The organism is Zhihengliuella alba, from assembly GCF_039538765.1.
Taxonomy (GTDB): Bacteria; Actinomycetota; Actinomycetes; order Actinomycetales; family Micrococcaceae; genus Zhihengliuella; species Zhihengliuella alba.
The window spans coordinates 129,163-142,299 of record NZ_BAABCJ010000006.1; the positions used below are offsets into that span (position 1 = coordinate 129,163).

The 13,137-nt window shown below is 73.3% G+C and carries 16 protein-coding genes and 1 riboswitch; of the genes, 5 read left to right on the forward strand and 11 right to left on the reverse strand.

Annotated elements, in window-relative coordinates:
- From thiS to ABD784_RS12155, 3 genes are all read right to left on the reverse strand, one after another.
- Positions 1-237, reverse strand: coding sequence for a sulfur carrier protein ThiS (gene thiS / locus ABD784_RS12145; protein WP_344885021.1), 237 nt, complete (start codon positions 235-237; stop codon positions 1-3).
- A complete protein-coding gene (gene thiO, locus ABD784_RS12150; RefSeq protein WP_344885024.1) occupies positions 234-1,520 on the reverse strand; it encodes a glycine oxidase ThiO in 1,287 nt (428 codons plus the stop codon). The genes thiS and thiO overlap by 4 nt, the downstream gene beginning before the upstream one ends.
- A riboswitch (TPP riboswitch) is annotated at positions 1,513-1,617 on the reverse strand. Its footprint overlaps the gene before it by 8 nt.
- 2 nt (positions 1,618-1,619) lie before the next feature.
- Positions 1,620-2,636: a CPBP family intramembrane glutamic endopeptidase gene (locus tag ABD784_RS12155; RefSeq protein ID WP_344885028.1), complete on the reverse strand. Its 1,017-nt coding sequence runs from the start codon at positions 2,634-2,636 to the stop codon at positions 1,620-1,622.
- A gap of 130 nt (positions 2,637-2,766) precedes the next feature.
- On the opposite strand from ABD784_RS12155, the gene ABD784_RS12160 reads away from it, so the two are divergent.
- Together ABD784_RS12160 and ABD784_RS12165 are read left to right on the forward strand one after the other, a co-directional pair.
- A complete protein-coding gene (locus tag ABD784_RS12160) occupies positions 2,767-3,978 on the forward strand; it encodes a sensor histidine kinase (RefSeq protein WP_344885031.1) in 1,212 nt (403 codons plus the stop codon).
- Positions 3,966-4,781 carry a response regulator transcription factor gene (locus tag ABD784_RS12165; protein ID WP_344885034.1) on the forward strand — a complete coding sequence of 272 codons (816 nt, stop codon included), beginning with the start codon at positions 3,966-3,968 and terminating at the stop codon, positions 4,779-4,781. Before ABD784_RS12160 ends, ABD784_RS12165 begins: the two co-directional genes overlap by 13 nt.
- 121 nt (positions 4,782-4,902) lie before the next feature.
- Here ABD784_RS12165 and ABD784_RS12170 read toward each other — a convergent pair whose 3' ends face one another.
- From ABD784_RS12170 to ABD784_RS12180, 3 genes are read right to left on the reverse strand one after another with little or no spacing between them, the layout of a single operon-like run.
- Positions 4,903-5,670 carry a hypothetical protein gene (locus ABD784_RS12170; protein ID WP_344885037.1) on the reverse strand — a complete coding sequence of 256 codons (768 nt, stop codon included), beginning with the start codon at positions 5,668-5,670 and terminating at the stop codon, positions 4,903-4,905.
- Entirely contained in the window at positions 5,667-6,641 is a 975-nt protein-coding gene (locus ABD784_RS12175) for an ABC transporter ATP-binding protein (RefSeq protein ID WP_344885040.1), read from the reverse strand. Before ABD784_RS12175 ends, ABD784_RS12170 begins: the two co-directional genes overlap by 4 nt.
- Positions 6,638-7,069 carry a GntR family transcriptional regulator gene (locus ABD784_RS12180; protein ID WP_344885043.1) on the reverse strand — a complete coding sequence of 144 codons (432 nt, stop codon included), beginning with the start codon at positions 7,067-7,069 and terminating at the stop codon, positions 6,638-6,640. Before ABD784_RS12180 ends, ABD784_RS12175 begins: the two co-directional genes overlap by 4 nt.
- A 160-nt stretch (positions 7,070-7,229) precedes the next feature.
- Here ABD784_RS12180 and ABD784_RS12185 point away from each other — a divergent pair, with 160 nt between their 5' ends.
- From ABD784_RS12185 to ABD784_RS12195, 3 genes are all read left to right on the forward strand, one after another.
- Positions 7,230-8,033: an exodeoxyribonuclease III gene (locus ABD784_RS12185; RefSeq protein WP_344885046.1), complete on the forward strand. Its 804-nt coding sequence runs from the start codon at positions 7,230-7,232 to the stop codon at positions 8,031-8,033.
- Between the two features lie 2 nt (positions 8,034-8,035).
- Positions 8,036-8,887, forward strand: coding sequence for a hypothetical protein (locus ABD784_RS12190; protein ID WP_344885049.1), 852 nt, complete (start codon positions 8,036-8,038; stop codon positions 8,885-8,887).
- Positions 8,888-8,962: 75 nt separating this feature from the next.
- On the forward strand, positions 8,963-10,780 hold the full coding sequence (locus ABD784_RS12195) for a glycoside hydrolase family 13 protein (RefSeq protein WP_344885052.1): 1,818 nt from the start codon (positions 8,963-8,965) through the stop codon (positions 10,778-10,780).
- A gap of 27 nt (positions 10,781-10,807) precedes the next feature.
- On the opposite strand, the gene ABD784_RS12200 is transcribed toward ABD784_RS12195, so the two are convergent.
- The 5 genes from ABD784_RS12200 to ABD784_RS12220 are packed head-to-tail and all read right to left on the reverse strand — an operon-like array spanning position 10,808 to position 13,133.
- On the reverse strand, positions 10,808-11,455 hold the full coding sequence (locus ABD784_RS12200) for a hypothetical protein (protein WP_344885055.1): 648 nt from the start codon (positions 11,453-11,455) through the stop codon (positions 10,808-10,810).
- A gap of 10 nt (positions 11,456-11,465) precedes the next feature.
- Complete coding sequence (locus ABD784_RS12205) at positions 11,466-12,089, reverse strand: hypothetical protein (protein WP_344885058.1); 624 nt, start codon at positions 12,087-12,089, stop codon at positions 11,466-11,468.
- Positions 12,086-12,433, reverse strand: coding sequence for a hypothetical protein (locus tag ABD784_RS12210; protein ID WP_344885061.1), 348 nt, complete (start codon positions 12,431-12,433; stop codon positions 12,086-12,088). Before ABD784_RS12210 ends, ABD784_RS12205 begins: the two co-directional genes overlap by 4 nt.
- Positions 12,430-12,639 (reverse strand): hypothetical protein, encoded by a 210-nt coding sequence (locus ABD784_RS12215; protein ID WP_344885064.1) that lies wholly within the window; start codon positions 12,637-12,639, stop codon positions 12,430-12,432. Before ABD784_RS12215 ends, ABD784_RS12210 begins: the two co-directional genes overlap by 4 nt.
- Entirely contained in the window at positions 12,636-13,133 is a 498-nt protein-coding gene (locus ABD784_RS12220; protein WP_344885067.1) for an Asp23/Gls24 family envelope stress response protein, read from the reverse strand. The genes ABD784_RS12215 and ABD784_RS12220 overlap by 4 nt, the downstream gene beginning before the upstream one ends.
- Positions 13,134-13,137 lie beyond the last annotated feature (4 nt).

The window sequence follows — 13,137 nt, forward strand, 5'->3', positions numbered from 1 at the left end:
TCAGCCTCCCTGGACGGCGGTCAGGATCTCGATGTCGGTGCCGTCGACGACGGCGGTGCGGCTCCAGCTGCTGCGCGGCACGACGCCGGCGTCCACCGCCACCGCCACGCCGAGCCGACGCCCGTCGCGGGGGCTGCCGGCGTCGTCGAGCTCGCGGCCGATGGTGAGTGCGACGACGTCGCGCAGCGTCGCGCCGTCGTCGAGGACCGCCGGGCGGCCGTTGATGCTGACGTTCACAGGGTGCTCCTTGCGGGGGTGGGTCGGGCCGGCTGCAACACCGGCCGGGAGAAGCGGTCGGGGCGGAAGGGCGCGAGATCGAGGGAGCCCAGCTCGCGTGGGCTCTGCTCGTGTGGGTCCAGCTCGAGTGGGCCCTGCTCCACGAGGTCGGCGCAGATCCTGGCCGCCGCCGGGGACAGCAGGACGCCGTGGCGGAAGAAGCCGGTCGCGATCACGAGCCCGGGGACATCGCTCCCGTCCGCCCGGCGGCAGCGGCCCAGCAGTGGCGCGTTGTCCGGGGTCCCCGGCCGCGCACGGCTGGTGACCTCGACGAGCTCCAGCTCGGCGACGGCGGGGACCAGGGCCTGGGCGTCGCGCAGCAGCTCGTACACGCCGCCGGCGCTCGGTCCGGGCGCCGAGTCCTCGCGCTGGGTGGCGCCGATGACCACCGTCCCGTCCTCCCGCGGGACCAGGTAGACCGGCCGTCCGTGGACGAGCCCGCGGACCGTGTGCTGCACCAGCGGGCGCAGGCGCTCCGGGACGCGCAGTCGCAGGATGTCGCCGTGGACCGGCCTCAGCCGCAGGTCCAGCCCGGCGGGCAGGCCCGCCACGGCCGAAGCCCCGAGACCGGCGGCCAGCACCGTCTCGTCCGCCTCGACTCGCTCGGCGGAGCGCAGTTCGGCGCACCTCAGCTCCGCGCCCGTGACCCGCTCGGGGTCCGCCGGGTCGGTGTGCAGGAGTTCCACGGCGGTCGCCGCCACCGTGCGCACGTGCGGCAGGGCGGCCAGCGCCGCCCGCAGCGAGGCCACCATGGCGCGCGGGTCGATCTGGTGGTCGCCCGGGGCCACCTGGGCGCTGGTGAGGCCGGGGCTGAGGAGCGGCTCCCGCCGTCGGGCCTCGCGGGTGCCGAGGTGCTCCACCTCGAGGCCGTTGGCGCGCTGGGCGGCGGCGAGGTCGGCGAGCGCGGCGCGGTCGGCGGAGTCGAGGCCGACCACCATCGTGGGGGTCCGCCGGTAGGCGGGATCGGTGCCGCCGGCCGCCGCGAGGTCGCGGACGAATCCCGGATAGGCGGCGGCGGACACCAGCGTCAGCTGGAGCAGGTCCTGCTCCTGGTAGTGGAACTCGCTCACCGGAGCCAGCATGCCCGCGGCGGCGAAGCTCGCCCCGCCGCCGGGATCCGGATCGGCGAGCGTGACGGGGTGGCCGCGCCGCGCGAGCTCCCACGCGGTCGACAGGCCGACGACGCCCCCGCCGAGCACGAGGGCGCGCGCGGCGGCGCCGGGCGATGGCGCGTACAGGTTCATGAGGAGTCCTCCCTACGCCGGTCTCAACCGGATCAGGTTCTTACGGTCGGCGCCGAACGCCCTCTCAGCCCGTGGCCGGGCTCCCGTGGAGTCTCCAGTCTATGGCGTACGGCACACCGGCAAAATCGGGGCGCCCGTGTTGCGTCCGCCGTCGTGCGCGCCGCCGCCGTCGTGCTCGCCGGCGTCGCGGGACCACCAGCGGCGCTTACGCGCCACGATCGCCGTGTAGGCGAGGGTCAGCCCCACGGAGACGACCACGGCGAGCGGCTCGATCTCCGTGGCGTTCAGATCCGCGAGCCCGAACGCCCCGAGCGCGAAGACCGTGCAGTTACCGACGACGTGCAGGCCGATGGCCGCCTCGAGCCCGCCGGTGCGCCAGGTCAGCCAGCCGGCGGCGAGGGCGAAGACCAGGATGTCCGTCTGCCCGGCCCAGTCGTAGGCGTGGCCCAGCACGAACAACGGCGCCGGCAGCAGGATCGCCCAGGCCGGGTGCCGCAGCCAGGAGCCGATGGCCTGCATCAGCAGGCCCCTGAACGCGTACTCCTCGGCCGCCGCCTGGAACGGCACCACGAGGACGGCGATGAGCAGCAGCCACAGGCCCTGCCCGGTGAGCAGGGGCCCGCCGTCGAGCACGCCGCCGGGCAGTCCCTCGGGCGCCTCGCCGGGCGGAGCCACCAGCAGTCCCACCGTGTTGACCACGGCGTGGAGGACGACGGCGACGGCCGCGCACCGGGCGAGCAGCCCCCAGCGGAGGCGCCCGACGACCGACGAGACGGAGCCAGCCGGCCTCCACCCGCCGACGCGCACGCCCAGCAGGACCGCCGGCAGTCCCGCCGCGAGCATCAGCAGCATGACCAGGGCGGTGGCCGGATCGTGCAGGTCGCCCGGCCCGGCCGCCGTCAGCGCCTCGTCCAGCGAGACCCCGAGCCCCGGGGCGGCCAGCGAGACGAGGACAGCCGCGACGCCGAGGACCAGCACGATCGCGCACCAGACGCCGAGCGTCGTGACGAGGGCCAGGAGGGGCCGCCACCAACGGTAGGACCGGTACCGGCGGGCCAGCCGATGGAAGGGCAGCGGGGTGTTCATGCGCTCTGCGGCGCTCAGGCGAGCCGTCATGGAACCAGCCTGGGCCGGTGGCGGCCGCGGCGGTATCGGCCGCGCGTCCCCTCTTGCCTGCCGGAGGGATGAGGCAGGTTCATCCTCTTGGACGACACCGGGAGGCGGATGCGGTCCCTACGCTGGGGGCATGGGAATGAGGACCAGCGGTTCGGCCTGGCGCACCGCCGCGACCGTGCTGGCATCGGCGCTGGTCGGGGTGCTGGCGTTCGTCGTGGCGCGCGGCAGCATGCTGCCCGATGACCCCGGATCGGTGCCTCCGGACGAGTCGCTGCGGTTGATGCTGCTCCTGTTCGGCGACCTGTTGCTCGGACTGGTCGCGCTGGCGGTGCTGCCCGTCGCCCTGCGAGCGCGCGACGCCTGGTGGACGCTCGCGGCCGGCGTGGCCGTGGTCGCGACGACGGCGGTGTCCAGTCTCGCGATGGCGGCGTGCGTGGTGGTCCTCGCGTCGTTCGCGGGACGGCGGCCCCTGCCCTGGTTCTGGACGCTCACCGGCGTCTTCTTCGCGGCCGTGGCGCTCAGCGTCCTGGTGATCGAGCCCGAGCCGGTGGACCCGGGGATGGCCACGCCGTGGTGGGCGGTGGTCCTCATCGCCGCCTCGGTGCCGGCCGTGGCCGGCCTGGTCGGTGCCGCCCAGCGCAGTCGCCGCGAGCTGATCAGGTCCCTGCGCAACGAGGCCGCGACGGCCCGGCGCGAGCGGGCCGCCCACGCGGAGCAGGTCCGGGCGGCCGAGCGGACGCGCATCGCCCGCGAGATGCATGACACCCTCTCCCACCGGCTGAGCCTCATCTCGCTGCACGCCGGCGCCCTGGAGTACCGGGCCGACCTCGACCCGCAGACGGTCAGGAGCACGGCGACGCTGGTGCGCGAGACCGCGCGGACCGCGTCGCAGGAGCTGCGCACGGTGCTGACCGTGCTCCGCGAGGAGGACCATGGCACCACGCCCGACGCGACGCTCGCCGCGCTCGAGGACCTGGTCGCGACCGCCCGGGACAGCGGGACCCCGGTGGAGCTGACCGCGTCCGGACCACTGGCGGAGCGGACCGCCGCCGACCTGCCGGAGGTGACCTCGCGGGCCGTCTTCCGGTTCTTCCAGGAGTGCCTGACCAACGCCCTGAAGCACGCACCCGGGCGCCCGGTGCGGCTGGGCCTCTCGGGCGGCCCGGGGCCGGGCATCGTGCTGACCGCCGAGAACCCGTCCGTCGCCGGGCCGCGGGCCGGCGAGGGCGGCTTCGGCCTCATCGGGCTGCGCGAGCGGGTCGAGCTCCTCGGGGGCCGCCTCGAGGTCCGGCCCGCCGGTGGGACCTTCGCGGTGGAGGCGTGGCTGCCGTGGCAGGGCTGAACGGCGACGCCCGCGCCGCGGCCGGAGCGCCGGTGCGCGTCCTGATCGTCGACGACGAGCCGCTCCTGCGTGCCGGGCTGCGCATGATCCTCGACGGTGCCGGCCAGGCCGCGGTCGCGGACGACGGCGGTCGCGGCCCAGTCGGGCCCGACGCGGCAGGAGACCGCGGGCCCGACGTCGGACGGGCAGCCGACGGACGGGCAGGCGATGCGCGGGCAGCCGACGAGCGGGCAGCCGACGGGCGGATCGGCGTCGTCGGCGAGGCCGGCGAGGGGACCGCCGCCGTCCGGCTCGTCGGAGAGCTGCGGCCTGACCTCGTCCTCATGGACATCCGCATGCCGGGCTGCGACGGGATCGAGGCCGTGCGGCGCCTCCGCGCCGCCGGCTCCGCCGTGCGCATCCTCATGCTCACCGCGTACGACACCGACGACTTCGTCCTCGACGCCCTGGAGGCCGGTGCGGACGGCTTCCTCCTGAAGGACACCCCGCCGCGGGACCTCGTCGCCGCGGTCCGGCAGGCCGCGGCGGGGACCATGGCCCTCTCCCCCGCCGTGCTGGCCCGGCTGGTGGCCGTCGCGACGCGTCACGGCCGGCGGACGACGCGGGACGACCCGCTGGCCGGGCTCAGCGAGCGGGAACGCGAGGTGGCGGACCGCGTCGCTGCGGGGCTGACGAACACCGAGATCGCCGACGAGCTCTACCTGTCCGTGCCGACCGTGAAGACGCACCCGGGGCGGATCTTCGCCAAGCTCGGCGTGGACAACCGCGTCCAGCTGGCCGTCCGCGTCCTCGAGAGCCGCTGAACCCCGCGGCGGGCCGTAGCCGCAGCGGGGTTCAGCGTCCCAGCGGGGTTCAGCGCCTCAGCCGGATGCAACGTGCCTACCGGATTCAGCGTTCCAACCGGATTCAGCGTCCCAACCGGATTCAGCGTCCCAGCGGCGCCCTCCGCAGGACGAGCCACGAGCCGAGCGCGCTGACCGCGGAGATGCCCAGCAGGACGGCCGCGACCTTCCAGAACCCGAACGGGACGAACCAGGCGACCACGTCGATCTCGAGCGAGAGGACCAGGGCGACCAGGCCGAGGAGCACCAGGACCGTGCCGGCGATGCAGGCGACCACGCCCTTGCCGCCCCAGCGCATCCAGAGGGCGGCGAAGAGGCTGCCCAGGAATAGCATGGCGGCGGAGAGGCCGAAGCCGATCGCAAACAGGCTGCCGTAGTCGCCGTTGCCGGTGAGGTAGGTGTCGAACATGCGGGCGCCCGTGAACCAGTGGCCGGTCAGCCGCTCGAGGAACAGGAAGACGACCATCATGACGGCGATGACGAGCGCCTCCAGGGCCAGGGCGACGGTGGTGCCCCAGAAGTACTGTCGACGCGTGGCGCCCAGGCCCATGGCGTAGGGCATGGTGCGGGCGTACGCCATGACCCCGATGTTCATGAAGTAGCCGCTGAGGCACCAGATCGCCGCCTGGTTGTAGCGGAACCCCTCGGACAGCTCGGCCCGCGGGACGTCCGTGAAGGAGACCAGCAAGACCATGACCAGCACGACGACGACCACGACGCCGCCCATGATGAGCAGGGGCCCGTCGATCATGCGGGACCGGTCCACGAAGTGGAGCCGGACGATCTTGCCGAGCGGGTGGCCGCGGCGGGCCGGGGCGGCCGGCGCGGCGGCTGCGGTGGCGGAACTCATCGGGAGACCTCCTCGAAGTCGGATGTGCGGGACCCAGCGGGGCGCTGGGGCCGGGGTGCCTCGTCCAGGAGGCCGTAGGCGGAGACGAGCTCCTGCAGCCCCACCGGGCCGATCTCCAGTCCGCGCTCCGCGGCGTGCCGGCGCAGGGCGGCGTCGGCCGCGCCCTCGATGGTGACGGACCGCAGCCCGCCGAGGGACTGGGTGCGCAGGATGCGGCGCCCGGCCACCACGTCGTCGATCGCCGTCGCGGATCCGGCGACGGTGAACGCCGCGTCCCGCGCGTCCTCGACGCTCGTGTCCAGGACCTTGCGGCCCCGGTCGATCACGATGACCTTCTCCAGCAGGTTGGAGACCTCGTCGATCAGGTGCGTGGACATCAGGATGGTCCGCGGGTGCTCCATGAAGTCGCGGAGCAGGTAGTCGTAGAAGAGGCCGCGCGCCGTGGCGTCGAGTCCCAGGTACGGCTCATCGAAGATCGTCAGCGGGGCGCGCGAGGCCATGCCCACGATGATCGCGACGGCGGAGAGCTGCCCGCGGGAGAGCTTCTTGATGGGGGTCTTCACCGGGAGCCGGAAGACCTCCACCAGCTCCTCGGCGAGCCCGGCGTCCCAGTTCTCGAAGAACCAGGGCCCGGTCTTCAGCACGTGCCGCGGCTTGAAGTCCTCTGGGTACTTCTGGCTCTCGCGGACGAAGCACATGCGGGCGAGGACCGCGGCGTTCTCGAACGGCTCCGCGCCGAGAACGCGGACGTCGCCGCGGGTCTTCGGCTCCTGGCCGGAGAGGATGGACATGATGGTGGTCTTGCCGGCGCCGTTGCGGCCGAGCAGACCGGTGATGGTGTTCTGCTCGATCGAGAAGTCGAGGTCCTCGAGCACCCGGGTCCTCCCGAAGCTCTTGGTCAGTCCGGTGACCCGGACGACGTCGTTCCCGGACTCCGCGCCGGAGACCGATCCTGGCGTGGGGGTAGTCATGAGTTCGCTCCTGTGGTGGCGGTGGTCTGGCCGGTCCGGACGGTGCCGGCCGCGTTGATCATGCTGATGAGCTCGTCGCGTCCGAGGCCCAGGTAGGCGGCCTCGCGGACCAGCGGTTCGATGTACTCGTCGGCGAAGGCCTGGCGCCGTGCGTCGATGATCCTGGCGCGCGCCCCGGTGCGGACGAACATGCCGATGCCCCGTTTCTTGTAGAGGATGTCCTGGTCGACCAGGCGGTTGATTCCCTTGCCGGCCGTGGCCGGGTTGATCCGCAGGAAGGCTGCGAACTCGTTGGTGGAGGGCACCTGCGCCTCCTCGGCGTAGGTGCCGTCGAGGATGCCCTCCTCGATGCGCTCGGCGACCTGCAGGAAGATCGGCCGCGACTCATCCACGGCCCCCACCTCCGCCGCCGAGGTTGTTAGGTTCATTACTCATGTAATGAACCATTGCACCGATGCGGTTACCCGTCAAGACCGCGCCGTCGAGACCGTGCTGTCGAGACCCGCGCTCGCTGCCTGCAGTCGGCCTGCGTCCGGGACGGGCGTCCCCGCTGGTGGCGCGCCGGGGCGGGATTGATAGGTTGGACCCGTGCTGATCGCTACTTGGAATGTGAACTCGCTGCGCGCCCGCGCCGACCGCGTGGAGGACTGGCTGCGCCGCACGGACGTCGACGTCCTGGCCATCCAGGAGACCAAGTGCAAGGACGAGAACTTCCCCTGGGAGCTCTTCGAGATGAACGGCTACGAGGTCGCGCACTTCGGCGTCAACCAGTGGAACGGCGTGGCCATCGCCTCCCGCGTGGGCCTCGACGACGTCCAGCGGACGTTCCCGGACCAGCCGGCCTTCGGCAAGGGCGGCAAGGACCCCCTCCAGGAGCCGCGCGCCATCGCGGCGACCTGCGGGGGCGTGCGCGTCTGGAGCCTCTACGTGCCCAACGGTCGCGCCCGCGACGACGAGCACATGCCCTACAAGCTGTCCTGGCTCGACACGCTCAACCGGCAGGCCGCCGGCTGGCTGCAGGAGGACCCCGACGCGCAGATCGCGCTCATGGGCGACTGGAACATCGCACCGCAGGACGAGGACGTCTGGGACATCGACTACTTCGTGCAGAACGAGCTGACCCACGTCTCCGAGCCCGAGCGCGCCGCGTTCTCGGCGTTCCTCGAGACCGGCTTCGTCGACGTCGTCCGGCCGCACACGCCCGGCCCGGGCGTCTACACCTACTGGGACTACACGCAGCTGCGCTTCCCCAAGCGGCAGGGCATGCGGATCGACTTCGCCCTCTGCTCCCCGGCCCTCGCCGGCCGCGTGACCGGCGCGTCGATCGACCGCGAGGAGCGCAAGGGCAAGGGCGCCTCCGACCACGCGCCCGTGCTGGTGGAGCTGGCCTGACGATGGCCGCAGGGGGTGCGACGGCGCGGCGCCGGCTTCCACCGACCGCCCACCTGCGCGTGTTCGAGCCGCTGCGCGCGTTCGACGAGCGCGAGCAGCTGCTGCTCCAGCAGCTCCGGCCGGAGCCCCGGGCGGAGGCGGAGGAGCGGCTGGCCCGCGAGGCCCTCCGGCGGGTCCTGCGCACGGTCTCCGATCCGTACCCGCCGGCCGGCGTCGAGCACTACCGGGTCCTCCACTACCCGGGGCACCATGCGGCGACCACCCCGTTCTACTGCCCGGACCAGCTCTCCACCCGGGCGACGCTGGCCGCGGAGCAGCTGGACCGGCTGATGCGGCCGCAGCTGCTGTCCCTCGTCATCCCCGAGCCGGCCCGCGCCGCGAACGCCGAGCGGCTGGACTCGGACGAGTTCGCCGACGACCTCGCCCACCTCCACACGCGCACGTCCGTCTGGGGCGTGCCGCTGGAATGGTTCGTGGCCGTGCACGAGGACGATCACGCCGAGCTGGACGAGGACGGCGACACCCTGGTCGGCGTGCGGCTCAGCGCACCCCTGGTGCAGGTGCTGGAGCGTGTGCGGCTCGCCGCCGCGTCGCTCGCGGTGAACGCCCCGGAGATGGACCTGCTGGACGATCTGACCGGGCTGGCGGAGTGGCTCCAGACCTTCCACGACGACTCGGTGGTGGAGCTGGACTACGGGCTCCTGGCCGAGTTCGTGTGGCCGGACGAGTCGCCGCAGGACCTGCGCCTGGGCATCGAGTCCCTGCGCGAGGGCGACATGCTCGGCGCCGCCGCGGCCTACCGGAGGCTGACCAACCGCTGGGCCGCCGTGCGCCACCGCGCCCGCTCCAATTGAGGCCGGGGCCGGTTTAGACTGGCCGCACCCGGGCAACGACGCCGACAACAGACCGCAACTCGAGGGGACTCTGCTTTGACTACGCCCGATTCGAACGCCGCGCTCCGCGCCGACGGCCCGTGGTGGGCCGACGCCGTCATCTACCAGGTCTATCCACGCTCCTTCGCCGACTCCAGCCGCGACGGCATGGGCGACCTGGGCGGCGTGACCGAGCACCTGCCCTACCTCCGGCGCCTGGGCGTGGACGCCGTCTGGCTCTCGCCCTTCTACAAGTCGCCGCAGGCCGACGCCGGCTACGACGTCGCCGACTACCGCGACGTCGACCCGCTCTTCGGCACGCTCGAGGACTTCGACCGGATGCTGGAGGAGGCCCACGGCCTCGGCCTGCGCATCATCGTGGACCTCGTCCCCAACCACACCTCGGACGAGCACGTCTGGTTCCAGGAGGCCCTGGCCGCGGGCCCCGGGTCGCCGGAGCGCGACCGCTACATCTTCCGCGACGGCAAGGGCGAGGGCGGCAACGAGCCGCCGAACAACTGGCAGTCCGTCTTCGGCGGTGCGGCCTGGACCCGCGTGGAGGACGACGGCGGCGCGCCGGGCCAGTGGTACCTGCACCTCTTCGACAGCAAGCAGCCCGACCTGAACTGGGGCAACGCGGACGTCCGGGCCGAGATGGAGGACGTCCTGCGCTTCTGGCTGGACCGCGGCGTCGACGGCTTCCGGGTGGACGTCGCCCACGGCATGGTCAAGGCCGAGGGCCTGCCGGACTGGTCCAGCAAGGTGGCGATGGTCGGCGGCGGCGATGACGCGCCGGCCGCGGAGGAGGCCTCCCGGGACGAGGAGATCGAGGCGACGGAGAAGCCCGTCGACCTGCCCGCCGAGGACCAGGGCGTCCCCCGGGTCCCCGAGAAGAACATGACGCCCTCCGGGGACGCCGCCCCGCCCTACTTCGACCAGGAGGGCGTCCACGAGATCTACCGGTCCTGGCACCGGGTGCTCTCCGAGTACGACGGCGACCGGATGATGGTCGCCGAGGCGTGGGTGGAGCCGATGAGCCGCCTGTTCCGGTATGTGCGCAGCGACGAGATGCAGCAGGCCTTCAACTTCGGCTTCCTGCTGGCGGGCTGGAACGCGCGGAACGTCCTCGAGAACGTCACGGAGACGCTCGCCGAGGCCGCCGCCGTCGAGGCCCCGCCGACCTGGGTGCTGTCCAACCACGACATGGTCCGCCACACGTCCCGGTTCGGGCTCAGCGATCCGACGTCGTTCCCCAAGGGGATCTCCGCCGAGGACGAGCAGCCGGACGAGGAGCTGGGGCTCGCCCGCGGCCGCGCGGCCGCGATGGTGATGCTCGCCCTGCCCGGCTCGGCGTACGTCTACCAGGGCGACGAGCTCGGCCTGCCCGAGCACACCACGCTCCCGGCCGAGGTGCGGCAGGACCCGAGCTTCTTCCGCACGGACGGTGCCGAGCGCGGCCGCGACGGCTGCCGCGTCCCGCTGCCGTGGATCGCCGACGCTCCCGCGTACGGCTTCTCCGGCCCCGAGGGCGGCGAGGACCCCTGGCTGCCGCAGCCGGAGAGCTTCGCCCGCTACGCCGCCGACCAGCAGGTCGACGTGCCCGGGTCCACCCTGGAGCTCTACCGCGAGCTGATCTCCGTGCGCGCCGATCGCGGGCTCGGCACCGGCTCGCTCGGGTGGCACGAGCTGAACGCGCCGGACGCCGGCATCCTGGCCTACACGAACGGGGGCATCGTGGTGGTCGCCAACATGGGCGGCGAGCCGATCGACCTGCCCGTCGGCGAGCCGCTGCTGCTGGTCAGCTCGCCGGACGCCGTGGTGGAGTCCGAAGGCGTCAACCGTCTCTCGCCCGATGCGGCGGTCTGGCTGGGCTGAGGCCCAGGGGCCGGCCGGCCCGCGCGATCAGCGGACGCGCTCGGCCCGGGACATGCGGGTCCGGGCGCCGGCGGCCAGGTGGATGACCACGAGCGAGCGGCGCCCCAGGGCCGCGTCGATCTCGCCGATGGTCTCCGCGATCTCGCGCGAGATCTGCAGGGGTGCGGCGCCGAGCCGGGGCTGGACCTTGATCTGCAGGCCGGCGTCGCCCCCGGTCTCCCACGTGGAGACGTGCGTGGACACGAGGTCCGTCCGGCCCACGAGCGCCGCCTTCACGGCCTGCTCGGGCACGGCGGCGCCGAGTTCGACGCTGCCCGGGGTGGCCGGGGCCGCCGCCGTCCGCGCGGCCGGGTCCTCGGCGCCCGGGAAGTAGGCCTCGGCGAAGACGCCGGTGCGTCCCTTGCCCTGCACGGCGATCCAGCCCACCATGAGCAGGACGATGCCGATCAGCGCGATGACGACGACGACCCAGATCCACGACGTGGACTGGCCGGCCATCGCGGTCTCGCGGAGCCCGTGCTCGACGGCCTCCCCCACGGAGTCGGCGAGGCCCCGCCATCCCGCGGCGTAGCGCGGCAGCGCCGAGATCAGCAGGCCGTGGAGGCCCACGGCCGCGAACAGCAGGCCGATCACGACGAGGAGCGTGCGGTTCAGCCCGCGCGGTGTCTGGTTCACGATTCCCTCCTCACTGCCCGACCACGCCGGACTCGGAGATGCGGACGCGGACCTTCGGCAGCGGGTCCACGAGGTTGCGGACCAGCTCGTCCTCGACGGCCCGCTGGATGGCGTCCGTCCGCAGCCGGATGCCCGACGTCGGACGGACGTTCACGTCCACCAGGGTGTGCCCGACGACGACCATCACCTGCTCGGGGCTGACGTTGGCCTCCGTCCGGGCCCGGCGCGCGAGCGTCGCGGCGATGACCTCGTGGTCCACCAGGACCACGGCGCGGTCGTTGGGGAGGATCCGACGCGCCTTCCGGCCGGGCAGGATCCCCTGCAGGAGGAAGTACAGCCCGATCAGGAGCAGCAGCAGGCTCGCGAGCGGCAGCAGAACGGGGTCGGCGGTGCGCGGCAGCTGCGCGAACCAGTCCCACCACTGGCCCGGCGACTTGATCCAGACGTCCTGGCCGATCGACTTCATGGCCGCCTCGAACATGAAGTACAGGCAGATCGCCGCGACCAGGAGGGCGGCCACGATGGACGCGAACGAGCGCGGGGAGCGCAGCTGGCGCCGCGCGATCCGGGCGCGCTCGCGCTCCCGGGCGGCGTCGTCCGTCCGCTCCTGCGGCCCCGTCGGGTGCGGATTCACGCCGGCCTCCCTTCGATTCGTCCGGTGCGCGACCGGTGGTCCGGCTGGAGCAGTCCGGTGACGCGCACATCGATGCGGCTGACCTCCGATCCGGTCAGCCGGGTGAACCGGTCGCGGACCTCGTCCCGGGTGAGGACGGCACGGTCCCAGACGCTGGCGCCCTGCGGCCCCGGCGCGTGCAGCGGCAGCGGGAGATTGAGGCCGATCGCCAGACGGCCCAGGTCGTCGTCGAGCACCACATTGATGCGGCCCGGGGGGACGGCGAACAGGTCGGAGGCGATCGCCCTGGCGACGCCGCTGAGGGCCTGCGTGCTGATGCGCGTGTGCCCCGCGAGTTGGCTCACGAAGACGACCGCCGTCCCGTCAGGAGCTCCCAGAACTTGCGGGCGTCGATGCGCCCGTCGACCATGCGGGCGATCAGGACGCCGACCAGGAGGAAGACCGCCATGAGGATGAAGCCCCCGACCCCGTGCTCCAGGGCGGCCCAGGCGAGGGCGATCGCCACGAGCAGGCTGACGGCGACGGGCGGAAGCGGAGTCGGGTAGTTCATGCGGTCTCTCCCTTGGACGGGTGGGTCTCGACGGGCTGGTCGCCGCTGGGCAGCGGAGCGGTGGGCGGCAGCTGGATGTCGCCGATCTCGACGTTCACCTCGATGACGCGCAGCCCGGTCAGCTCCTCCACCGAGGAGAACACCGCGGCCCGCACGTCGTCCGCGATGTCGTGCAGCGGACGGCCGTACTCGGCCGTGAGGACCACGTCGACGGCGACCTCCACCCGGCCGACCTCCACGCTGACGCCGGCCGTGGACTCGTTGGCCCCGGCGACGCGGCCGCGGAGGGCGCCGAGGGCCCGGCCGGCCCCCGTGCCGAGCGAGTAGACGCCCGGGACCGTGCGGACGGCGGCGGCTGCGACGCGGGCGACGGCGGCCTCGGAGATCTGGGTGGCTCCGGGCACCTGCCCGGTCGGCGCGGGAACGCTCGGACCGGCGGCGGGCCGGCCGTCCGCCGACCCCGGACCGTGCTGCGGAATCTGCTCCGAATCCATCGCT